We start from the raw sequence: 22,099 nt of genomic DNA, 5'->3' as shown, positions 1-22,099 counted from the left end.
GGCACAATCTCCGCATGGCCCGCTCCCCCATCCGCTCCACCGCTACTCCGTCCGCAAGCGACGCGCGCGACCAGGCTGTGGCTGCGTGGGTCGATGCACTGCGGCGCCAGGCCGATGCAAAGACGCTGAAAAGCCTGCCGACCCTGGCCGACGAGGATGCCGCGCGGGTCATGGCCTTGCTGCGGATGGACCGTCCGCCTGTAGTGGAGACACCGCCGCCGCCCGCACCACCTAGCGACGGCGTCACCGGCCACTTCCGCCCTCGCCTCACCTTGCAAACCCTGGGCCGCGGCGATGGCCTGCTGGGTCTGAAACCGCAGGGCAAGCTGGGGCCGCGCGGCGATAGCGTGACCTTGGTGCAGTTCGACTGGTGCTACCACACCGACAGCGGCGCGCGCTGGCAGACGCCGGCGCCAACCTCCATACTGAACAACCGGCCGAACGCCGTGCAAGAGCTGTTCGACACTGGCGGCCCGGTGCTGAAGATGCGGCGCGATCTGGCGGCCGAGGCCGATGCCATGGACAGCGTGTGGGACATGGGCTTCGTGCCGCTGGACCCCCACTCGTTCCAATGGCGCAGCCGCGACCACAGCCCTTTGATGGGCCCGGTGTGGACCTTGCCGCAGGAAGCATTTTTTGGCGACTTCTGGGCCGACCAGGTACCGCAATTGCAGGCCCAAGGCTGGGCTGTGGTGGTGAAGCCCGGCTTCGCGCACGAAAGCGTACCGGTGCAGCGCTGGAAGCTGGTGGTCAACCCCGACACCGGCGAGGTGCTGGGCAAGGAGCTGGACAGCCCGCTGGTCAAGCCCGGACGCGGCGTGGAGAAGCTGCAGCTGCCAGCGCGCGAAGGCGCCTGGTTACTGAGCCTGGGCATCGAGATTGACGGGGAAACGCTGGACCTGGCGCCCATGCTGGCCGACCTGCTGCGCCGGGACCGCCGCTGGCTGAACGCCGCGCAGATCGCCGCCATCGACGACCTGGCCATCGTCTCGCTGCGCGCACCGGGCGGCCGCCGCATCGACGCGCCGGCCGCACCGCTGAAGGCCATCATCGGCGCGATGGTCGATCTGCTGACCGACCCGCTACGGACGCAGAACCTGGGCCTGTTGAAGCTGGGCGCTTGGGAGGCGCGGCGCCTGGACGCCCTGCGTGCCAGCCTGCTGGATGTGCACCGTGTGGGCTCGCACAACGCCTGGCAGCTGCAGGGTGCCCTGGGCCTGGCGAGTCTGGCGAAGCGCCTGAAGGCGCTGGGTGCGCCGCAGCCTGTCGCAGCGCCACAAGGCCTGCAGGTGCAGCTGCGCGGTTACCAGCTCGAAGGCCTGGCCTGGCTGCAGTACCTGCGCGCGCACAGCCTGGGCGGCATATTGGCGGACGACATGGGCCTGGGCAAAACTGCGCAGGCGCTGGCCCATGTGCTGACCGAAAAAAATGCCGGCCGGCTGGATCTGCCGGCGCTGGTGGTGCTGCCGACCTCGCTGGTCTTCAACTGGCAAGTCGAGGCGCAGCGCATGGCCCCGGATCTGCGCGTGCTGACATTGCAGGGGCCGGAACGCAGCGGGCTGTTTGCGCAGATGGCAGACCACGACCTGGTGCTGACCACCTACCCGCTGCTGTGGCGCGATATGGATAGGCTGGCAGAGCAGCGCTTCCACCTGGTCATCTTGGACGAAGCGCAGATGGTGAAGAACGCCGGCAGCCGCAGCGCCCGCGCTCTGCGGCGCCTGCAGACGCGGCACAGCCTGTGTATGACCGGCACGCCGATGGAAAACCACCTGGGCGAGCTGTGGGCGCAGTTTGACTGGCTGATGCCGGGTTTTCTGGGCGATGCACGCCATTTCGCCGCACGCTGGCGCAAGCCGATTGAAGAGAACGGCGAAACCCTGCGCGCGGCCCTGCTCGCCCAGCGGGTGCGCCCCTTCATCCTGCGCCGGCGCAAGCAAGACGTGGCCAGCGAGCTGCCGCCGCGCACCGAAGTCATCCAGCGCGTGCAGTTGCAAGGCCAGCAGCGCGAGCTGTACGAGGGCGTGCGCGCGGCGGCCGATGTACAGGTGCGCCGTGTGCTGCAGCGTCAAAGCTTCAATGGCGCGCAGATCAGCATCTTAGACGCGCTGCTGAAGCTGCGCCAGGTCTGCTGCGACCCGTATCTGGTGAAGGGCCGCAAACTGGATAAGACCATGGAACGCGCCAAGCTGGAGCTGCTGGCAGACATGCTGCCCGAGCTGGTGGCCGAGGGCCGGCGGGTGCTGGTGTTCTCGCAATTCACCGAGCTGCTGGAGCTGGTGGCCGAACAACTGCACACGCACGAACTACCGTTTCTCAGCCTGACCGGCAAGACCCTGCCGAAAGAGCGCGGCGCGGTGGTGCGGCGCTTCCAGGCGCAAGAAGTACCGGTGCTGCTGCTGAGCTTGAAGGCCGGTGGCGTCGGGTTGAACCTGACTGCCGCCGACACCGTGATCCACATGGACCCGTGGTGGAACCCGGCGGTGGAAGAACAGGCGACCGCCCGCGCCCACCGCATCGGCCAAGACCAGCCGGTGTTCGTCTACAAGCTGGTGGTCGAGGGCAGCATTGAGGAGCGCATGCTGGAGTTGCAGGCGCGCAAACTGGCGTTGGCCGACAGCGTACTGGGTCACGACGCGGCCGGAGCACTGAAGTTTGATGCGGCTGATCTGGATGCGCTGCTGGCGCCACTGACAGCCTTGACGCAGAACTTAGAAATCCCGCAAAGCCCGGAAGAAGCTGCCCGCCGCTGGGGTCGAACAGGCAGCCGGCTCTAAACACACACTACAAAAAATATAGCTACCAACGCAGCTAATATCAGCGCTAGATGCTCATTGTGTAAGTATCTTGGTGCGCAGGCTTCCACGCCAGATTCAAAGGCATATCTGCCGCCAGCGTGGGCCGCGCGAACAGATACCCCTGGCCGTAGTCGCAGCCGGCAGCAGCCAGCAGATCGCACTGCTCCTGCGTCTCCACGCCCTCGGCCACCACTTTCAAGCCCAGGGTGTGGGCCATGACGATGATCACATTGCACAAGGCCATATCGTCCGAACCGGCAGTGAGGTTGCGCACAAAAGCCTGGTCGATCTTCAGAATATCGATGTCAAATTTCTTCAGATAAGACAGCGAGGAGTAGCCGGTGCCAAAGTCGTCCAGAGACAGGCCTATGCCAGCCTGACGGAAACCGCGCAGTTGCTCGGTGACGTTGCCGCCGGCGTCCATCAACAAGCCTTCGGTGATCTCGATCATCACCGCATCGCCCGGCATGCCAGCAGCCTGCAAATGCGCCATCCAGGTCACCTGGTCTATTCCTTCGTTACGGAACTGCACCGGCGATACATTCACGCTAACCTGGAACTGCGGGTCGTGCGTCTTGCGCCATACCGCCGCCTGCTGGACCGCCTCGCTGAAAACCCAGTTGCCTATGTCCACGATCATGCCGGTTTCTTCGGCGATGGGCACAAAATCGGCAGGACTGACCATGCCCTCCACCGGGTGGTGCCAGCGGATCAAGGCCTCGGCCTTGTGGATATGGCCAGTCCTCAGGTCCACGATGGGTTGGTAGAAAACGCTGAACTGCTGCTCGGCTATGGCCACACGCAGGTCATTGATGAGTCGCATGCGCTTTTGCGCAGCGTCCTGCATGGACGGCGTGAACACGGTGTAACGGTTGCGCCCCTGGCTCTTGGCGGCATACATGGCCTGGTCGGCGTTCTTCAGCAGGGCCTCGACCTGGGTCGCGTCCTGCGGGTAGAAGGTCAGGCCGGCGCTGGTCGAGATGTGCACCTGCTGCCCAGCCAATAAAAAGGGCTCGGCCAGACGCTGCAGCGCGCCCTGCACGATCTGGTGTACGTAGCCTATATCAGTCAGGCCGCTGAGAATCAAGGTGAACTCGTCGCCCCCCAGGCGAGCCACCAGGTCCGTCTGCCGCACCCCCATGCGCAGGCGCCGTGCCGCCTCCTGCAGCAGCATGTCGCCTACTTCATGCCCTAGGGTGTCGTTGACTTCCTTGAACAAGTCCAGGTCAAAAAACACCAGCGCCAGAGAGCGGCCATCGCGCTGGGCAGCTGCCATATCCTGCTCCAGCCGATTTTGGAACATATGGCGGTTCGGCAAACCGGTGAGGCGGTCAAAGTTGGCCTGGTTCCAGATCATCTGGGCGGCACGCTTGCGCTCGGTCACGTCTTCCAGCACCAGAACGAACAGCTGCTCACTGCCCAGGTCGATTTTGCGGCCCGAGATTTCGCACAGCATGGCGTCTTCACGCCCCTCCACCATCGTGTTCTTGACACCAGCAGCCTGGTCCTCCTGGGCGTGCGCAGGCAGTAAGTTGCCCCGGTGCAGCCAGGCCTCGTAGCCCTTGATATGGCCGACACGCTCAATCACATTGAGCACATTGCTCTGGTCTTGCGGGTTGCACCATAGCACCGCATGGCGGGCACCGACCAGGTCGTCGCGCAGCAGACCGAACTGGCGCAGCCCCGCGTCGTTGATGTCGACAATCAGGTAGTCTGGCTCATTGCGGCTCACCGTCATGGCCAGCGGCGAGGCATGGAAGATAGCCTTGAACTTGGCCTCGGTAAAGCGCAGCGCGTGTTCGGCCCGCAGCCGGTCATACAGTTCGTGCTGCAGGTCTGCGTTCTTGGCGTCACGCTCGGCAATGGCCCGACCGAGGGACTCGCGCATCTGGTCCAGGCTGTGCGCGAGGCTGCCGATCTCGTCATGCCTGTGCCAGTCCAGCGCCTGCTCCAGCTCGCCGCGCGCCAACCTGGCGGTGGCCATTTGCAGCCGATACAGAGGGCGTACCACGCGACGTTCCACCAGCAAAAACACCAGCAGGAATGAAATGCCTACCTGGGCCAGGATAAACAGGCCCAACTTGGTGAAGTCGGCCCACAGCTGACGCACCACGCGGTCGGTACTGAGCTCCACTGTGACCTGGCCCACACGCCGGCCATCCATCACGATATCGCTTTGCTGGCTCAGCACCGTGCCTTGCCGGCGCGCAGACAGCTCGCTGGAGACAAACACATTGCCGAACTCGTCTTTTATCGTCACGGCCACCACGTCGGCATTGCGCGTGACCGAGTCGATCAACTGCTTAGCCACCGCCTTGTCCACGTTCCAGATCGGCATGCCCAGGCCGCTGGACAGCAACTGCGTGTATTGCAGCATGGGCTCGCGTATGCGCAAGGTCAACTCACGCTCGTAGCGATTGTTCAGAAGCAGGCTACCCAGCACCAAGGCTGGCAACACAATGCCGAGCGCTACGCCCAGCGTCATGATTTGTCTTAGGGATAGCTTCGGCACGCGGTCCTTTTCCGATGGATGACCTCCAAGCAGTGGCGGTAAATGCGGGCTAAGTACACCGGCAGCTTTCCGTAGACATGGGCCTTATTTCGTGCGCCATAGCTGGATGTTGGTATCGATCATTTTCTTCATCACGTTTTGACGTGCCAGCTTGTACATGGCCTTGGCCAATGCAGCACGCAATTCGCTGCTGTTACAGGGAGACTTGTGTGAAAGCGTCAGGTACAGGCTCTCGTTGCTGATCGATGTGGCCATGGGCAGCAGCCCATCTATACCCAGCTTGGCAATGTAGGCCAAGGCCGGCGACTCTTCGTACACCAAATAGTCCACCCGCCCTAGCTGCAACATCTTGAGCGCCTGCTCTAGGCTAGGTACGGTAGCGATCTTCAGTGAAGTTTTGGCAAAACGGTCGAAATCCTCGCCAAAACTATTATTGATAACGGTTACACCAGACAGGCCCTGCAGGTCCGCCCAGCGCTGGTATTTGATCGGAGCAGACTGGCGGCCCCACACCAGGGAACGCGTCTCGCGGAACGACGGATAAACGTAATCCATATAGTCCAGGCGATCCACAGTGAAGAAAGCGCCAGCAACCAGATCAACACGCCCAAGCTTGGCCTCTTCCTGCACACGGGCCCAGGAGCCGGCATAACGTACCTCGATCGGAATACCGATTTCCTTGGCCACCATTTGCATCAAATCGGCATTCGCGCCAATCAGACGGTTGCTGTCGGCGGGATCTCGCCACAAATACGGCGGGTATTCGGGGTTGCCTGTGGCAACCAGCTGTTTACAAGTTTCAGTCGCCCAAGCAAACGATGCCAACGACGCCAGAACGACCAGCAAGAATGCCGGACGCACGCACCGAGACCATGTCTCTTTGAATGGAAAACGGTTGCACATGAACGCCCTTTGAACCCGTAAGTTATGAAAGAGTCTACTATTGAAGAAAGCAATTACAGAAATATGCCTAGACAAGATCGCCATACTACACGTTACAAGTATGAGCCCCTTATGAGCCTTACGATTTAGTGATTGCAGGGCCCCTCAAGCAGGTTACATGCCGGCCATAGCTACGGTCTCGAAGTATGCGCGCCATCACCCTGCCAGCAGAATCATTCAAAACGAAGCATGATGCATATACAAGCCCATCTCCAAGCATGGGCAGCGCGCTAGAAACAAGGATGGCGTAGCAGCGAATTGCCAGCCATGCTTTTTTGGTCCGTGCCTGCGGGTGCGCTGGGCACACTGGTAACCATTGGTTTCCGTAGTGCGTTGTTCGAGCTGGACCGCCTGGTGCTGGGACAAGGTGGCGGCCTGGTCGCCATTGCCATGCAACTGCAAGCCTGGCAGCGAATACTGGTACCCAGTCTGGGTGGACTGCTGGCAGGTGCGCTGCTCACCTGGGCCCAGAACCGCACCCCACAAAATGCCCCAAGCGACTATATGGAAGCCGTCGCGCTGGGCAACGGCCATATTCCCGTGCAAGCCAGTCTGGTCCGCAGCGGCTCTTCCCTGCTCAGCATCGCCAGCGGCGGCTCCATAAGCCGAGAGGTCTCCATGGTGCAGTTGGCCGCGCTGGGTGCATCCTTGCTGGGTCGCTTACTGCACCAGCCCACAACTGGGCGTGGTCAACAAAAGCAGCCTGCTGTCCACCTACGTTCGCCTGAGCGAATAACACCGGCTAGGCGTAGCTGGAGGCAACGATGGCGCCCACCATATCGGCCGTCACGGCCGACAGAGTCAGCCCCAGGTGCCCGTGCCCGGTGTTGTAGAACACGCCAGGTCGCTTGCCTTTGCCCACCCGAGGCAGCAGGTTGGGCATCATGGGGCGCAGTCCAGCCCAGGGCACCACACTTTCGGTGCGCACACCCGGAAAGCACTGCTGTACCCATTCCACCAAAGGACGGATGCGGTCGGCCCGGATATCCCGGTTATAGCCATTGAACTCCGCCGTACCGGCCACGCGGAATCGGTCCACACCCAAGCGGCTGGTGACCAATTTGGTGCCGTCGTCCAGCAGGCTCACCATCGGTGCAGCAGCCTGGCTTTGTGCATCCTGCAAATTCACCGTAATGGAATAGCCTTTGACGGGATAGATGTTGACGCGGTCGCCCAGCTGCGCCGCCAGGTCCCGGCTGGCCGTACCGGCGCAAACCACCACACCGTCAAACACATGGGACTGCCGTTCGATTCCATCATTGGCAGTGACAGTCACCTGTTTGCCATCGCTCTGCACGGCATCTATGTGCTGGCCATAGCGGGTTTGCACGCCCAGGCGCTCGGCCGCCAAGGCCATGCCGGTGCTGAATTTGTGGATGTCGCCCGTGGTGTCGCTTTCAGTGAAATAACCGCCATAGTAGTTGCCAGCCAAGGTGGGCTCGATGGCGCGCATTTCTTGCGGTGTGACCGCGCGGCGGTCCAGCCCGCCCTGGGCCAGCAATTTGGAGACCTTGCCGGCATGGTCGAAGCTGGCTTTGTCACGGTAGATGTGCAGAATGCCTTCGCGCTTGTGGTCAAAGTCCAGCCCTTCCGCATCCGCCCAGGCATTCAGGTGCGCACGCGCAGCAATGGCAAGGCGGGTGGTCTCCACGGTGTTTTTCTCGTAGTGCGGGATGGCAGCAATGAACTCGGCAAACCAGGCCAGCTTGTGCCAGCTCGGCTTGGGGTTGACCAATAAAGGTGCGTCGCTCTTGAGCATCCACTTCAGCCCCTTGAGCACGGTAGACCAATGGTTCCATACCTCGGCGTTCGACACCGAAAACTGCCCGCCATTGGCAAACGATGTTTCCATGGCCGCATAGCGGTGTTTTTCAAACAAAGTGACCGCGAAACCCCGCTTTGCGAGGGCATATGCCGTGGTCACGCCCGTAATACCGCCGCCTATAACAGCAAACTTTTTCATGATGAGAGTTCCAAAACGTCAAAGTGGGGATAGCAACAAGCGTGCGCAGCTATCGCCCCTCTGTTTTGGACCTGAGAGATTCACGACTGGCACATAGCCAAGCCGCTTGCTCCTGCGGTGAACCGGGTGACGAAACCCGGTTGCTCTTCAGATGTGTGTGACAGGTACCGGTCCTTTTGCCTGAAAGTTTCCGGGGCGGTTGCTCCTTCGGCGCTGTGGGCAAACTTGTTGAGCAACAAGGGCCCCAGACTCTCCCGGTACCTGCCGCAATTATCGCATGGGGTCCACGCACCCTAGCACCGGAATGACTCGGTCAATCAATTGAATCCGCCCATAAGGCCGACTGATTGACCCGGCCGAACCGCGCTCTAATTTTTCGCAGGCTCGGCCGCACTGCGCCGGCCGTGCACCGACACCGGCAGATCACCATGCACGGTGACGCGGCGCACCACGCGGTGCTGGTCGCCGTAGTCATTGATCGCGTAGTGCTGGGTCGCGCGGTTGTCCCAGATGGCCACATCGCCCTCGGCCCAACGCCAGCGCACGGTGTTCTCCAGCCGCGTGATGTGGTGCTGGAAGATCTCGAACAGGCGCTGCGAGTCATGCGTGTTGTAGCCCACAAAGCGCTTCAGGAAATGCCCGGCCACCAGGCTGCGCTCGCCGGTTTCGGGGTGTACGCGCACCAGCGGATGGCGGGCCTCGATCAGGCGCGAGGTAAACACTTCGCGGTAATGCTTGGCGCCATGCGCATCCACTTCGACGCGGGTGGCGGCGTAGTCGTAGTCGTTGCCGTGCACCGCCCACAGGGTGTCGGCCAGGGCCTTCAGCTCGGTCGGCAACTGGTTGTAGGCCTCGGCGGTATTCGCCCACACCGTGTCGCCGCCCTGCTGCGGAATGGTCAGCGCGCGCAGCACCGATACCTTGGGATAAGCGGCTTCGAAGGTCACGTCGGTATGCCAGGAATTAGCCCGGCCGCCGTGGTTCGAGTCCAGCTCCAGAATCTCGGTGCCGCTGCGCGAGGGCACGGTGGGATGCGGCACGATGCTGCCCCAGCGCCCGGCAAACAGCTGGTGCTCGGCATCGTCCAGATGCTGCTGGCCGCGGAAGAACAGCACCTTGTGCTGCAGCAGCGCCTGGTGGATGGCGGCAAAGGTTTCGGGCGCCAACTGGCCCGACAGGCGCACGCCTTGTATGCGTGCACCAATCCGCCCCGCCAAAGGATGGATATCGAGTGTGGGAACGATTTCAGCGTGGGGAGCGTTGAGAACAGCGGACATGCAACTTCCTTGGTAAGACGGGTTGAAACAGGATCGAAAAAAACACCCGCCCATGCTAGGAACTGCAACCCGGAAACCAAAGCACGGAATTCGCATGTGCATCTACACCGCACAGATGCGCATATGCATGCGCAATTTCCTTCGTTGTTGCGTAGGCCTTGCCAATCTACGCTGCAACTTCACGACAACTCCCAAGGGACATGCATGCGAACCGTTTTCAAGCTATTTACCGCCGCGGCAGTGGCCTTCGGGCTGTCGGCCCAGGCCCTGGCGCAAGAGGCCCTGGAAGTCACCGACATCCGCTACCAGGGCTCGGCCGGCCAGGTGGTCTGGATCGAGCTGGCCGAAAGTCTGGGCTATCTGGCGCCGCTGAAAGCCAAGTGGGTGGGCAACACCATCAGCGGCCCGCAGGACGTGCAGGCCGTGGTCACCGGCGACATCGATATCGGTGGCGCTTTCAATGGCGCGCTGGTCAAGCTGCTGGCCAAGAAGGCGCCGGTGAAAGCCGTGCTCGGCTACTACGGCGTGGACGACAACACCTGGACCGGCTATTACGTGAAGACCGACAGCCCCATCAAGACCGCCCGCGACCTGCTGGGCAAGAAAGTGGCGGTCAACACCCTGGGCGCCCACCACGAATTCATGGTGCGCGAATACCTGGAGCGCAACAAGCTCAACGATGAGGACGCAAAACAAGTCACCCTGGTGATCACGCCGCCGGTTACTGGCGAGCAGGCACTGCGGCAGAACCATGTGGACGTCACCACGCTGGGCGGCATTCTGCGCGACAAGGCACTGGAGCGCGGCGGCATCCGCCCGCTGTTTACCGACCAGGAACTGTTCGGCAACTTCACCGCCGGCTCGCTGGTGATGCGCAACAAGTTCCTGGAGCAGAACCCTAAGGCCTCCAAGCACCTGGTCAGCGCACTGGCCCGCTCCATCGAATGGGCGCGCAAGACGCCACCAGCCGAAGTGCGCGCCACGTTTGAGAAGATCATCAAGGCCCGCGGCCGCGCCGAAAGCGCCGACGCCATCCAGTACTGGAAGAGCACCGGCGTGCCGTCCATTGGCGGCGTGGTGCAAGACAAGGAGCTGCAAGTCTGGATCGACTGGCTGGTGAAGGAAGAGGTCATCAAGCCCGGCCAGATCAAGCCCGCCGACCTGTACACCAATGCCTACAACCCCTACGCCACCGGCGCCAAGGTAGCCGCCAAATGAGCGCCGGCAATATCCGCTTTGAGCATGTGCGCAAGGAATTCACCGTGCGCGCTGACGATGGTGGCCCGGAGCAACGCTTTGTGGCCCTGGACGACGTCTCGCTGGAAGTGCGAGCGGGCGAATTCCTGGTGCTGGTGGGACCTAGCGGCTGCGGCAAATCCACGCTGCTGGACCTGCTGGCCGGCCTGACCCTGCCCACCAGTGGCCGGGTGCTGCTGGACGGCACAGCCATCACTGGCCCGGCGCGAGACCGCGGCGTGGTGTTCCAGCAGTACGCGCTGTTCCCCTGGCTCACGGCGCTGGACAACGTGGCCTTTGGCCTGGAGATCGCCGGCGTTGGCCTGCGCGAGCGCCGCGCCAAGGCCGCCGAATACCTGGACCTGGTGGGCCTGAGCGCGTTTGCCAACCGCTACCCGCACGAGCTGTCGGGCGGCATGAAGCAGCGGGTAGCGATTGCCCGCAGCCTGGCTTATGAGCCCCAGGTGCTGCTGATGGACGAGCCCTTTGCCGCGCTGGACGCACAGACCCGCGAGACCCTGCAGGAGGAACTGGTGGACATCTGGCAACGCACCGGCAAGACCATTGTGTTCATCACCCACGGCATCGACGAGGCGGTGGTGCTGGGCCAACGCGTGGCGGTGATGACCTCCCGGCCCGGCCGTATCAAACAGATTGTGGACATCCCGGACGCACTGCGCGCCGACACGCAGGACGTGCGTTCGCTGCCACTGTTTGGCGAACTGCGCCACGCAATCTGGTCGCTGTTGCACGACGAAGTGGCCGCAGCCCGGCAGCAGCGCCGCGCCCGCATTGCAGCCCTACCCACGCTACCCACGTTAAAGGAAAGCCTCCATGTCTGAACTCAGCCTCACCGCCGGCCACCCACCGCTGGCCTTGCCCCAGGCGCCCCGCTGGGGGCGCCTTCACCGCATCTACCAGCACATCCGCAGCGCGCTCTGGCGCTCGGCTCTGGTCCTGGCGCTGGCCCTGTTGTGGGAACTGGCGCCGCGCTTGGCGCTGACCGACTCCACCTTTCTGCCACCGCTGAGCGAGGTGCTGGCCGCCGGCTGGACGCTGGCCCTGAACGGCCAGCTCTGGCAGCATGCCTCGGCAAGCCTGGCGCGCGCCCTCGGCGGCTTTGCGCTGGCCGTGCTCTACAGCGTGCCGCTCGGGCTGGCGATCGGCTGGTACCGGCGCCTGGGCCAGTTTGTGAACCCGATGATCGAGCTGCTGCGCAATACCGCGCCGCTGGCCCTGCTGCCGGTGTTCATCCTGCTGCTGGGCATAGGCGAGGTGTCCAAAGTGGCGATGGTGGTGTATGCCTGCTCCTGGCCGCTGCTGCTGAACACCATCTCGGCGGTGAAACAGGTCGACCCGCTGCTGATCAAGTCGGCGCGCACCATGGGTGCCAGCCCGCGCCAGCTGTTCCTGAAGGTGATCCTGCCGGCCTCGGTGCCGACGATTTTTGTCGGCATCCGCCTGGCCAGTGCCACCGCCATCCTGGTGCTGGTGGCCGCCGAGATGGTCGGCGCCAAGTCGGGCCTGGGCTTTCTGATCATCTACGCGCAGTACAGCTTTCTGATCCCCGACATGTACTTCGGAATCATCGCCATCACCGCCATCGGCGTGGCCTGGAACTTCGCGCTAGAGCTGCTGGAGCGGCGCCTCACCGCCTGGAAGCCCGCCCCCTAAGCACTTGAGCGCCTAAATGCCTGACCACATCCACTTCAGAAAGCACATATGACTCAACGCAAACTGCGCCTGGGCGCCTTCATCATGGCCACCGGCCACCACATCGCTGCCTGGCGGCACCCGGGCGCGCAGATCGATTCGGGCGTCAACATCGACCACTACATCGAGGTCGCCAAGACGGCAGAACGCGGCCTGTTCGACCAGGTCTTCGTGGCCGACAGCCCCGGCCTGTGGTTCGAGGGTGACGACGAGGCCTTCAGCCGCCAGGGCCGGGTGTCGCACTTCGAACCGGTGACGCTGTGGGCCGCGCTGTCGGCCGTGACCCAGCACATCGGCTTTGTCGCCACGGCCTCCACCACCTACGAAGACCCGTATTTGCTGGCGCGCAAATTCGCCTCGCTGGACCACCTGAGCAAGGGCCGCGCAGCCTGGAACGTGGTGACCACCAGCGCCGAAAACGTCTACGGCAATTTCGGCCTGGACAAACACCCCGATCCCGAAACCCGCTACGAGCGCGCGCAGGAGTATGTGGACGTGGTCAAAGGCCTGTGGGACAGCTTTGAAGACGATGCCTTCAGCCGCGATGCGGCCAGCGGCGTGTACTTCGACCCAGCCAAGCTGCACACGCTGAACCACGTGGGCAAGCACCTGAAGGTCAAGGGCCCGCTGAACATCGAGCGCCCGCCGCAGGGCTACCCGGTGATCGTGCAGGCCGGCTCGTCCGAGCCCGGCAAGGAGCTGGCCGCCGCCAGCGCCGAAGCCATCTTCACCGCCTGGACCAGCCTGGCCGAAGCCCAGGCCTTCTACAGCGACGTGAAGGGCCGGCTCGCCAAATACGGTCGGCGGCCCGAGCAGTTGCTGGTGCTGCCTGGCATCTCGCCGGTGGTCGGCCGCACCCAGGCCGAGGCCGAGGCCAAATGGGCCGAACTGCAGAAGCTGATCCATCCCTCGGTAGGCATTAGCACCCTGGCACCTTTCTGGCCCGGTGAAGACCTTTCGAAGTGGAACCTGGACGCCCCGCCGCCCTACATCCCGCAGCCGCCGCTGGGTCGCAACAGCCGCGCCCATGTGGTGCTGGAGCTGGCCCGGCGCGACAAGCTCACCGTGCGCCAGCTCTACGAATACCTGGCCGGCGCGCGCGGCCACTGGGTGGTGGTGGGTACGCCGGAATCGATTGCCGACCAGATGCAGAGCTGGTTTGAGAACGGCGCGGCCGATGGCTTCAATGTGATGCCGCCGGTGCTGCCCGAGTCGCTGGACGACTTTGTGGACCTGGTGATTCCCGAGCTGCAGCGCCGTGGCCTGTTCCGCACCACATACGAAGGTACGACGCTGCGCGAAAACCTGGGACTGGAGCGACCAGTCAACCAGTTCAGCGTGCAAGCCCGCAAAACGGCTTGATCACGCCAGCTGAAACGCTATAGTATCCATAGCTACCAGCGCAGGTAATACCTGCGCTAGAGCCCTATTTTCTCAATAAAATTTAGTGGCGACCGGCTACAAAAGACTCAAACTCCAGGCTGGCCAGGGGCCGGGAGAACAGATAGCCCTGGGCATAGTCGCAGCCGGCGGCCGCCAGCAGGTCACGCTGCTGCGCGGTTTCCACGCCCTCGGCCACCACCTGCATGCCCAACTCGTGGGCCATCACGATCATGGCCTTGCAAAGGGCCAGTTCGGTGGACGCAGGACGCAGGTGGCGCACAAACGACTGGTCGATCTTGATGAGGTCGATGTCAAACTTCTGCAGGTACGACAGCGACGAATAGCCCGTACCAAAGTCGTCCAGCGATACCTGGATGCCCGCCTCGCCCAGCTCCAGCAGATGCCCGGTCACGCGGGGGTTGGCATCCAGCAGCAGGCCTTCGGTGATTTCCACCACGATGCTTGAGCCGGGCAAACCCAGCGCCTGCAGCTGCTGGGCCCAGGCCTGTTTGCCGCTGCCGTCGTGGTGGAACTGCGCAGGGGACTTGTTCACACTGATCTGGAAGTCGGGGTGCACGCTGCGGCGCCAGGCCTGCACCTGCAGGGCCGCCTGCTGGAACACCCATTCACCGATGTCCACGATCAAACCGCTGGACTCGGCAATCGGTATAAATTCCGCCGGGCTGACCAGGCCACGCAGCGGGTGCTGCCAGCGTATCAATGCCTCGGCCTTGTGCACCGCCCCGGTAGCCAGTTCCACAATCGGCTGATAGACCAAACGGAACTGCTGCTCCTGCAGGCCGGCACGCAGGTCGTGGGCCAGGCGCACCCGGTTTTGCGCCGCCTCCTGCAAAGCAGGGGTGAAAAAGCTGAATCGGTTACGTCCCGCCCCCTTGGCCACATACAGCGCCTGGTCGGCGTTCTTCAGCAAGTCGTCAATATCGCGCGCATCGGTCGGATACAGCGTGATGCCGATGCTGGCAGACACAAACACCTGCTCGTTGCCCAGCTGGAACACCTTTTCCACCGCCCGCAGAATTTTTTGCAGCGTGGGCTCCAGCCGGGGGGCATCGCTGACCTCGGTCAGGATCACGGTGAACTCGTCGCCCCCCATACGGGCCACCGTATCGGCTTCCCGCACGCAGTCCTGGATACGCTGCGCCGCTTGCACCAACAGCAGGTCGCCATTGCCGTGGCCCAGGGTGTCGTTAACCTCCTTGAAGTGGTCCAGATCAATGAACAGGATGGCCAGTTGCTGCGCGTCGCGCTTGCAACGCTTGATCTCCTGCTCCAGCCGGTCGCGCAGCATGCGCCGGTTGGGCAGACCGGTAAGCGTGTCAAAAAATGCCTGCTGGCGCACCAAGGCCTCGGCGGATTTGCGGTCGGTGATGTCGGTATGGGTGCCGATCATGCGCAGCGGCCGCCCATCGGTATCGCGGTTGATCAGCATGCCCCGGCTCAGCACCCACTTCCAGCCGCCGTCCTTGCACCGTATGCGGTGCTCGTTGTGGTAGATCGCGGTGTGCCCCTGGAAATGGGCGTCGCGGTCCAGCGCCATCTGCGCCACATCATCCGGATGGGTGCGGCTATCCAGCTCCGACGCCATATTCGGGATCTCTCCTTCCTGGAAACCATACATCTCCACCAGGCGTTTGGAGAAATGCTCGACCCCGCTCTGGATATCCCAATCCCACACACCATCGCCGGTACTTTCCAAAGCCAGCTTCCAGCGGTTCTCAGCGTCCTGCAAGGCCAACTGCGTCTGCTTACGCTCCGTAATGTTCTGCAGCACCGAGGTACGTGACACCAGCCGGCCGTCCTCTCTAACTGAAGTTCCCACTGCATGCACCCAGATGCGCTCGCCCCGAAAAGTAATGGCCTCCAGCTCATAGTCGTGCGAATCAGGCTGGTGCTGCGTATCGGCATACGAAGCCCGTATCCTGGCGATGGAGGCCGGTGTAAACACCCGCTCTATGGACTCCATCGGCGTGCTGGGCGTGTACTCCTCTGGTGTAGTCTGAAAAATGCGGTACATACCCTCGGTCCAGAACACCCGGTTGGTCAGCAAGTCCACCTCCCAGCCGCCCACTTGCGCAAGCGACTGCATGGCAGTCAGCAACCGGTCCAGGCGCTTGCGCGCAGTCTGCGCCTGCACATAGTCCGACACATCGGCAAAGGTGCGTACCACGCCGCCATCGGATAGCTGCTGGCTTTTGACCTCCAAGGTGCGCCCGGTATGCGTTACGCGCAGATAGTGCCCCGGAATTGCAGATTTGCCTCCGCTCAGCACGTAGCTGCGCGCATGGCTTTCCACCCAGCCCCCCTCGGGGCCGAAATCGCCGCGTGCTGTTTGAAACTGGTTGACCTGCTCCAATGTCGGGTGGGTGGCCAGAAAGCTCTCCGGCAGATCCAGCAACTCGCACACCCTGGGGTTGAACAAGATCAGGCGCCGATCCGCATCGAACACAAACAGCCCTTGGCTGATACTGGCCATGGTGGTCTGCAGCAGCCGGGACTGCTCCAGCAGCCGCGCATTCAAACCCAGCAGCTGCTCCTCGGACTGCTTATGGGCGCTGATATCGGTATGGGTGCCAATCATGCGCAGCGGCCTGCCCTGCGCATCCCGGCTGACGATCAGGCCATGCGACAGTATCCAGACCCAGTGCCCATCCTTGTGGCGCATGCGTAGCTGCGTGATGTAGTCAGGCGCGGTACCGTCCAGATAGGCGTGGACCGCACTCTGCATCAGCGCCAGATCGTCAGGATGCACCATGTGCACAAAGTTGGCGTAGCCGCCCTGCACCTCGCCGCCGCTATAGCCCAGGATTTCCTCCCAGCGCCGCGAATGGGTCTGCGTGTCGTTCACCAGATCCCACTCCCATACCCCTACACCCGAGCCCTCCAAGGCGACTTTCCAGGGGTTGTCTTCGGTATCTTGGTCTGGCGCGCGGGTCCAGTTGGGCGGCGTCGCTGGGCTAGTGGTGACGAATGGAGCAGTCAAGTGGGATGGACCAGATACAGGCTGGATTCGGGCAGAGGAAGGTTCTAAAAATTTGATGCCATAGATTACTTCAGCGCACAGCAGATAGCCACCACTGGCAAGCCTTCTGTTTAGCCATCATATTCATAGCAACAAACCCATCATAAATCTACGACAGCGGCATGTTTAAGCCTGAATTCTGAGGTTTATTTTCTCGGCTCCGCTCGCGCAATCGCTGTGCACGATGCTCGCCTTGGCGTGCCATCTGCGCAGCAGCCCATCATCGCCGCAGTCAACATTCAGTTTTTACAGAATAAATACTTCTTATTAATCTGCTTTTTCAGAAGCGTTCACAGACCTACTATGCAAAGCACATCAACTTGATACCCAAGGAGCACAACCCATGAAAAAGATACTCTCCCTAATGGCCGTGGTCATGGCCCTAGGCCTGTCCACCACCGCTGTAGACGCGGAAGCGGCCAAGCGCATGGGCGCGGGTAAATCCCTGGGCATGCAGCGCCAGGCCACACTCGATAAATCGCCCACCGCCACGCCGGCACAAACGCCCGCGGCCAACTCGGCCGCAGCGGCCGCTCCCGGCGCCGCAGCTGCGGCTGCAGCCCCCAAGCGCTCCTGGATGGGCCCGCTGGCCGGTCTGGCCGCGGGCTTGGGCCTGGCCGCACTGGCATCGTCCTTGGGTTTTGGTAGCGAACTCGCATCCATGCTGATGTTCGGTCTGCTGGCTGCCGCCATCATGGCGGCCGTGGGCTTCTTCATGCGCAAACGCGCTGCAGCACGCCAGCAACCCTCGGCAGCACGCATCGGCGGCATGCAATACGCCACGGCAGGCGCTCCGGCAGAGCTGAGCCCCGCGGCTCCGGCCTACAAGATGTCCATGCCCGGCGGCTCCAGCATTGGTGCCAACCTGGCGGCCAAGCCGCGCATTCCTGCGGACTTTGATGTGGTCGGTTTTGTGCGCAATGCCAAGGTCAACTTCATCCGCCTGCAGGCCGCCAATGACGCCGGCAATCTGGAAGACATCCGCCAGTTCACCACGCCGGAAATGTTTGCCGAGCTGAAGATGGACATGTCCGAACGCGGCGCCGCCAAACAGCAGACCGATGTAGTGAATGTCGATGGTGACGTACTGGAAGTTGCCGAAGAAAACGGCCAGTACGTGGTCAGCGTACGCTTCACCGGCCAGATCCGCGAAGACGGCGGCACGCCCGAAGCCTTTGACGAAATCTGGCACCTGACCAAGCCCCTGCAAGGCGCGGGCGGTTGGATTCTGTCCGGCATCCAGCAAAACTAAGCGCTCTGCGCTGCCCGTGAAAGGCCCCGGTGCACAAGCACCGGGGCCTTTTACTTTGGACGGCACATGACAACACACAAGAAATCAGCCCCCAGCGCATGATTTACCTGCGCTAGCAGCTATCAAAATAGAAGCAAGCAGCAGAAAGCCCCGACAGCCGGTGCGCAGCCAAATTTTTGCAAAAATGGCGCCATGACCGCCCCCACCCTCTCCCCCCGCGCTCCCCGCTATTGGCTGATGAAGTCCGAACCCGAAGAGTGTTCCATCGACGACGCGCTGGCCGCCCCAAGCGCCACCGTCCCCTGGACCGGCGTGCGCAATTACCAGGCCCGCAACTTCATGCGCGACGACATGCGGGTCGGCGACGGCGTGCTGTTCTACCACTCCAGCAGCAAAGAAACGGGCATCGCCGGCATTGCCCGCGTGGCCTCCGGCACACGCGTAGACCCCACCCAGTTCGACCCGGCCTCACCCTACTGCGACCCCAAGTCAGCGCCCGACAAGCCGCGCTGGCTGTTGCTGGACGTGCAGGCCCTGCGCAAGACGCGGGTGCTGGGTTTGACCGAACTGCGCGAACAGCCGGCGCTGGCAAACATGCGGGTACTGCAGCGCGGCAACCGCTTATCCATCACGCCGGTGGAGCCGGGTGAATGGGATGTCATTACGCAAAGGCTCTCCATCTAGCTAAGCGCGACTGGCGGTTCAAAGCGACCAGTTGATCCAGTCAAACAAACGCATCAATTTATCTTTCTTGCCGGGATTGAGCTGCGCGACCCAAGCAATGCGCCCCAGCAAATGCCCTCTGAAGTCTGCAATATGCGAAACATTTTGCGAATCAGGGCCACGCTGAACACATTGGTGGAGGCAGGCTTTAAGACGGTCAAAATCCTTTCTTGGGATATTGACCTTGGTGTTGACCACAACACCCGTCACCCGCTGCTGCACATGCTGTGGCAAACAGCGCGTCTTATCTGGGTGCAGGGCAAAACCCTCATCTGCGGCAATCGCAGCCACCCATTCCTGTAGCGCTCGAAACTGCTGGCGCAAAGCAGGCGGGCCGGAAAACACCAAGTCATCGGCATAGCGTGTGTAGCGGGCACCAAAAACCCAGGCCAAACCTTCCAAACGTAGATCCAGCCTGAAAGCACACAGATTGGCCAGCGCAGGCGACGTGGGCGCACCCTGCGGCAGATGTGCGGCGCGCAGGCGCTTGGCCCCCAGCCAGCTCAGGCCATCATCCGGGCCACCGGTTTCACGCAAACGCTGCACCACCATATCCGCCGTGCGGTGCGTACACAAAGCAGTCAAGCTACGCGCCACACCCACCGGGTAACCCAGTGTGCGCCATATCGCAAAAACCTGGGCCGCAGTCACACTGCCAAAAAAATCCCGTAAATCGAAGCGAATCACAACCGCCTGCCCAACATGCGCCGCCGCATGGGTCCTCACAGAACGACCACAGCTAAAACCGTGGGCGGATTCGTGAATCGGTATATGCCGCAACAGACCATCCAGAACCATGCGTTGCACACGCTTGAGTTCAACTTTAGGGACTTCCAACAAACGCAGTCCGCCCAATCGCTTGGCCTGTAGTTGGTACCGATAGTGTTCTGTACGGGTCGGTGCAAAGGGGGCCAACCAGCCCAGTTTGTCGTCGGAAAGATTCAACCAAAGGGCCAAATCTTGCACTGTGGGTACGTCCGGGATGGCACACACATGAAGCCCCAGGGGGCGAGGCAGCATGTCAGCCGTGCGCAGTATCAGCCGTCGGATCACAGGTTTTGCACCATCTGCAAAGGCAAGATCAAACGCTTCAGAATCTGCAATCTTCAAAGCCAGGGATGCCACATCCAACTTCTGCCATGTCATAGCAGACCACTGGGCCAAGGGCTCAACCAGTTGTTTGAGCCAACCTGGGCTCTGTCCCAAGCACGCGGCAGCTCTGGCTAGTAATGCGGAAGATGAAGTTGCACCGGGCTTGTGCGCATCTGCCAGCAAGGCATGCGCCAAACCACGGGCAATCCAGTGGGGATAGCTGAGTTGGGGCATGGATATAAGTTGGCTACCAGCAATTCAACCAGCAGGTCCTGCGAAAGCCGAGCTGCGCGCATGCGCAGTGCCGCTTTCGCGTCGAAATGGCAAGGTACAAAACATCCATGGGGGTACCCCATAGAGCGAGACTAGATAACGAATCATCCTTGTCTACGCATCACTTGAACTGCTGGAGCCGATCAAATTCTATAGCCCGGAAAGCGCATGCAAGGCATCAATACCCCACTACCAAGCGCCCAATCTTCCGCAATATCGCCAAACGGGAGGACGTCCTGGGGTTCATCCCGGCGCGCGGTACACCAGCACCTTCAAGGCCCGATCCTCCGACACATCGGCAAACACCGCCGGGTTCGCGACGCGCTCGACAAAGGTCAGCTCGGGTGCCAGTTCAGCCATCTGGTCCTGTAGAAATGCGACGCCCAGCTCGGGTGCATTCAGGCACAAGAGCGCGTGGCCGCCGGGCATTAGCAGGTCGGGCAGGCGGCGCATCAGGCGGGCGTAATCCTTGGTAGCGACAAAGCTGCCTTTTTGGTAGCTGGGCGGATCCACGATGATCAGGTCGTAGGCGCCGCCGCGGTTGATCTTGCCCCAGGTGGTGAAGATGTCGTGCGGCAGAAAACTGGCGCCGGAGCTCAGGCCGTTGAGCTGGTGGTTGTGCTGGCCGATGGCAATGGCGCCGTGGCCCATGTCCACGTTGAGCACATGTTTGGCCCCCGCCTGCAATGCCACTACCGAGAAGGCGCAGGTGTAAGCGAACAGGTTCAGCACGCGGAAGTTGGCGCGGCCGGCCAGGTGCTCGCGCACCCAGCGCCGGCCTTCGGCCATGTCGAGAAACAGACCGTGGTTCTGGCCCTTGAGCACATGCACACGGTAGCGTGCGCCCTGCTCCGTCACCACATGCGGGTCGGGTACAACGCCTGCCATCAGGCGGGCCTCCGAACGGCCGTCAAACCGGCATTGGTAGACCCAGTTCAACGGCTGGCCGGGCGTCAGCTGCTGCCAGCGGGCCTCCAGCGCGGCGCCGATGGCGGCCAGCTCGTCGTCACTGGCGGGCTGGAAGCTGGTCAAGAGCAAGACCGGAGGAAAGGCGTCCAGCGCCCAATGTTCGCAGCCTGGATACAGGCCACCCCGACCGTGGAAGATGCGCTGGGCGTCGGTGGGCAGGGCCATCGTGGCGATGGTGTCGAGCAAGGCTTGCATGGCGTGGCGTCTGGAAAATCAAACGCCGATGGTAAAAGAAAAAGCCGCGCAGCCCAGATTTCACCTGCGCGGCCAGCTACTTTTTCCGTAGCACCCTGATCTACTGGTTCAGGATGCCTGGAGTTGCGCCAATAAGCTATCCAGGCTGCCGTACAAGGCATTGCCGCGTACCAGGTGCCGGCCTTGGGCATTCACAAGCACAAGGTTGGGCACGCCCTGGGCACCCAGTTGCTGCATATCGCGCTGGGCGGCGGCCATGCGCTCGCGGTTGGCAGCAGTCAATGCTGCATCCGCCTGCAACAACTGCTCAACGGCCGCATCCAGCCGCAGGCCGCGCAACAGCTCGGCCAAGACCGCCACGGACGTGGTGTCCAGGCCATCCACATAGCGGGCCTCCTGGATTGCACGCAGCGCGTCGAACTCCCGCTCTGGCGCGGTGCGCTGCACGGCGGTCAACGCCAGGGTGGCGGGGCCGGAGTCGAAACGCTGGCCGCGCTTGCCCAGCACCTGGCTGCGGTAGAGCGGGGTGAAGCGCTGGCCCGTCAGGCGTTCTATGCGTTCGTCGTTGCTCCAGGCGTAGGCGGCAAAGTCGGCGTCCATGGCGCGGCTACCCGCCCCGGCAAACAAGCCCGTGGGGGCGATCTCCAGCTGCACACCCGGCGCGTTGCGCAGCTTTTGCAAGGCGGGGGCCGCGCCATAGCACCAGCCGCACAAGGGGTCCATAAGATAGC

Annotated in this window: 15 protein-coding genes, 1 pseudogene and 1 riboswitch; of the genes and pseudogenes, 8 read left to right on the top strand and 8 right to left on the bottom strand. The window is 62.3% G+C overall.

What is annotated here, in order from left to right; all coding sequences use genetic code 11:
- Window positions 1–14: 14 nt before the first annotated feature.
- A complete protein-coding gene (locus AC07VY_RS21590) occupies window positions 15–2,777 on the top strand; it encodes a DEAD/DEAH box helicase (RefSeq protein WP_495099213.1) in 2,763 nt (920 codons plus the stop codon).
- A 46-nt stretch (window positions 2,778–2,823) separates the two neighbouring features.
- Here AC07VY_RS21590 and AC07VY_RS21585 read toward each other — a convergent pair whose 3' ends face one another.
- On the bottom strand, window positions 2,824–5,310 hold the full coding sequence (locus AC07VY_RS21585; RefSeq protein ID WP_495099214.1) for a putative bifunctional diguanylate cyclase/phosphodiesterase: 2,487 nt from the start codon (window positions 5,308–5,310) through the stop codon (window positions 2,824–2,826).
- 84 nt (window positions 5,311–5,394) lie between these two features.
- Window positions 5,395–6,171: a substrate-binding periplasmic protein gene (locus AC07VY_RS21580; protein ID WP_495111371.1), complete on the bottom strand. Its 777-nt coding sequence runs from the start codon at window positions 6,169–6,171 to the stop codon at window positions 5,395–5,397.
- Between the two features lie 348 nt (window positions 6,172–6,519).
- Between AC07VY_RS21580 and AC07VY_RS21575 the strand changes: the two are divergent.
- Window positions 6,520–6,912 (top strand): annotated as a pseudogene (locus AC07VY_RS21575) (chloride channel protein); the annotation flags it as partial.
- A gap of 82 nt (window positions 6,913–6,994) precedes the next feature.
- Here the strand turns inward: AC07VY_RS21575 and AC07VY_RS21570 are convergent.
- Both AC07VY_RS21570 and AC07VY_RS21565 read right to left on the bottom strand, forming a co-directional pair.
- Window positions 6,995–8,215 (bottom strand): D-amino acid dehydrogenase, encoded by a 1,221-nt coding sequence (locus tag AC07VY_RS21570; protein WP_495099216.1) that lies wholly within the window; start codon window positions 8,213–8,215, stop codon window positions 6,995–6,997.
- A gap of 158 nt (window positions 8,216–8,373) precedes the next feature.
- Window positions 8,374–8,482, bottom strand: a riboswitch (glycine riboswitch).
- 101 nt (window positions 8,483–8,583) lie between these two features.
- The gene (locus AC07VY_RS21565) at window positions 8,584–9,492 is read right to left on the bottom strand and encodes a TauD/TfdA dioxygenase family protein (protein ID WP_495099217.1); all 909 of its coding nucleotides are present in this window, start codon (window positions 9,490–9,492) and stop codon (window positions 8,584–8,586) included.
- A gap of 204 nt (window positions 9,493–9,696) precedes the next feature.
- Here AC07VY_RS21565 and AC07VY_RS21560 point away from each other — a divergent pair, with 204 nt between their 5' ends.
- From AC07VY_RS21560 to AC07VY_RS21545, 4 genes are read left to right on the top strand one after another with little or no spacing between them, the layout of a single operon-like run.
- The gene (locus AC07VY_RS21560; protein ID WP_495099218.1) at window positions 9,697–10,710 is read left to right on the top strand and encodes an ABC transporter substrate-binding protein; all 1,014 of its coding nucleotides are present in this window, start codon (window positions 9,697–9,699) and stop codon (window positions 10,708–10,710) included.
- Window positions 10,707–11,570 (top strand): ABC transporter ATP-binding protein, encoded by an 864-nt coding sequence (locus tag AC07VY_RS21555; protein WP_495099219.1) that lies wholly within the window; start codon window positions 10,707–10,709, stop codon window positions 11,568–11,570. The genes AC07VY_RS21560 and AC07VY_RS21555 overlap by 4 nt, the downstream gene beginning before the upstream one ends.
- Complete coding sequence (locus tag AC07VY_RS21550; protein ID WP_495099220.1) at window positions 11,563–12,402, top strand: ABC transporter permease; 840 nt, start codon at window positions 11,563–11,565, stop codon at window positions 12,400–12,402. Before AC07VY_RS21555 ends, AC07VY_RS21550 begins: the two co-directional genes overlap by 8 nt.
- 48 nt (window positions 12,403–12,450) lie before the next feature.
- Window positions 12,451–13,803: an LLM class flavin-dependent oxidoreductase gene (locus AC07VY_RS21545; protein WP_495099221.1), complete on the top strand. Its 1,353-nt coding sequence runs from the start codon at window positions 12,451–12,453 to the stop codon at window positions 13,801–13,803.
- A gap of 82 nt (window positions 13,804–13,885) precedes the next feature.
- Here the strand turns inward: AC07VY_RS21545 and AC07VY_RS21540 are convergent, their stop codons facing one another.
- Window positions 13,886–16,825 (bottom strand): EAL domain-containing protein, encoded by a 2,940-nt coding sequence (locus tag AC07VY_RS21540; protein ID WP_495099222.1) that lies wholly within the window; start codon window positions 16,823–16,825, stop codon window positions 13,886–13,888.
- A gap of 382 nt (window positions 16,826–17,207) precedes the next feature.
- On the opposite strand from AC07VY_RS21540, the gene AC07VY_RS21535 reads away from it, so the two are divergent.
- Window positions 17,208–18,116 carry a Tim44 domain-containing protein gene (locus tag AC07VY_RS21535; RefSeq protein ID WP_495099223.1) on the top strand — a complete coding sequence of 303 codons (909 nt, stop codon included), beginning with the start codon at window positions 17,208–17,210 and terminating at the stop codon, window positions 18,114–18,116.
- Window positions 18,117–18,308: 192 nt separating this feature from the next.
- A complete protein-coding gene (locus tag AC07VY_RS21530) occupies window positions 18,309–18,800 on the top strand; it encodes an EVE domain-containing protein (RefSeq protein ID WP_495099224.1) in 492 nt (163 codons plus the stop codon).
- A gap of 18 nt (window positions 18,801–18,818) precedes the next feature.
- Here AC07VY_RS21530 and AC07VY_RS21525 read toward each other — a convergent pair whose 3' ends face one another.
- From AC07VY_RS21525 to AC07VY_RS21515, 3 genes are all read right to left on the bottom strand, one after another.
- The gene (locus AC07VY_RS21525) at window positions 18,819–20,165 is read right to left on the bottom strand and encodes a reverse transcriptase family protein (protein WP_495099225.1); all 1,347 of its coding nucleotides are present in this window, start codon (window positions 20,163–20,165) and stop codon (window positions 18,819–18,821) included.
- A gap of 282 nt (window positions 20,166–20,447) precedes the next feature.
- On the bottom strand, window positions 20,448–21,368 hold the full coding sequence (locus AC07VY_RS21520; protein ID WP_495099226.1) for a class I SAM-dependent methyltransferase: 921 nt from the start codon (window positions 21,366–21,368) through the stop codon (window positions 20,448–20,450).
- Between the two features lie 108 nt (window positions 21,369–21,476).
- Window positions 21,477–22,091, bottom strand: coding sequence for a DsbA family protein (locus AC07VY_RS21515; RefSeq protein ID WP_495099227.1), 615 nt, complete (start codon window positions 22,089–22,091; stop codon window positions 21,477–21,479).
- Window positions 22,092–22,099 lie beyond the last annotated feature (8 nt).

The organism is Rhodoferax sp. GW821-FHT02C08 (assembly GCF_059421805.1).
This window is presented reverse-complemented; position numbering and strand designations above follow the sequence as displayed.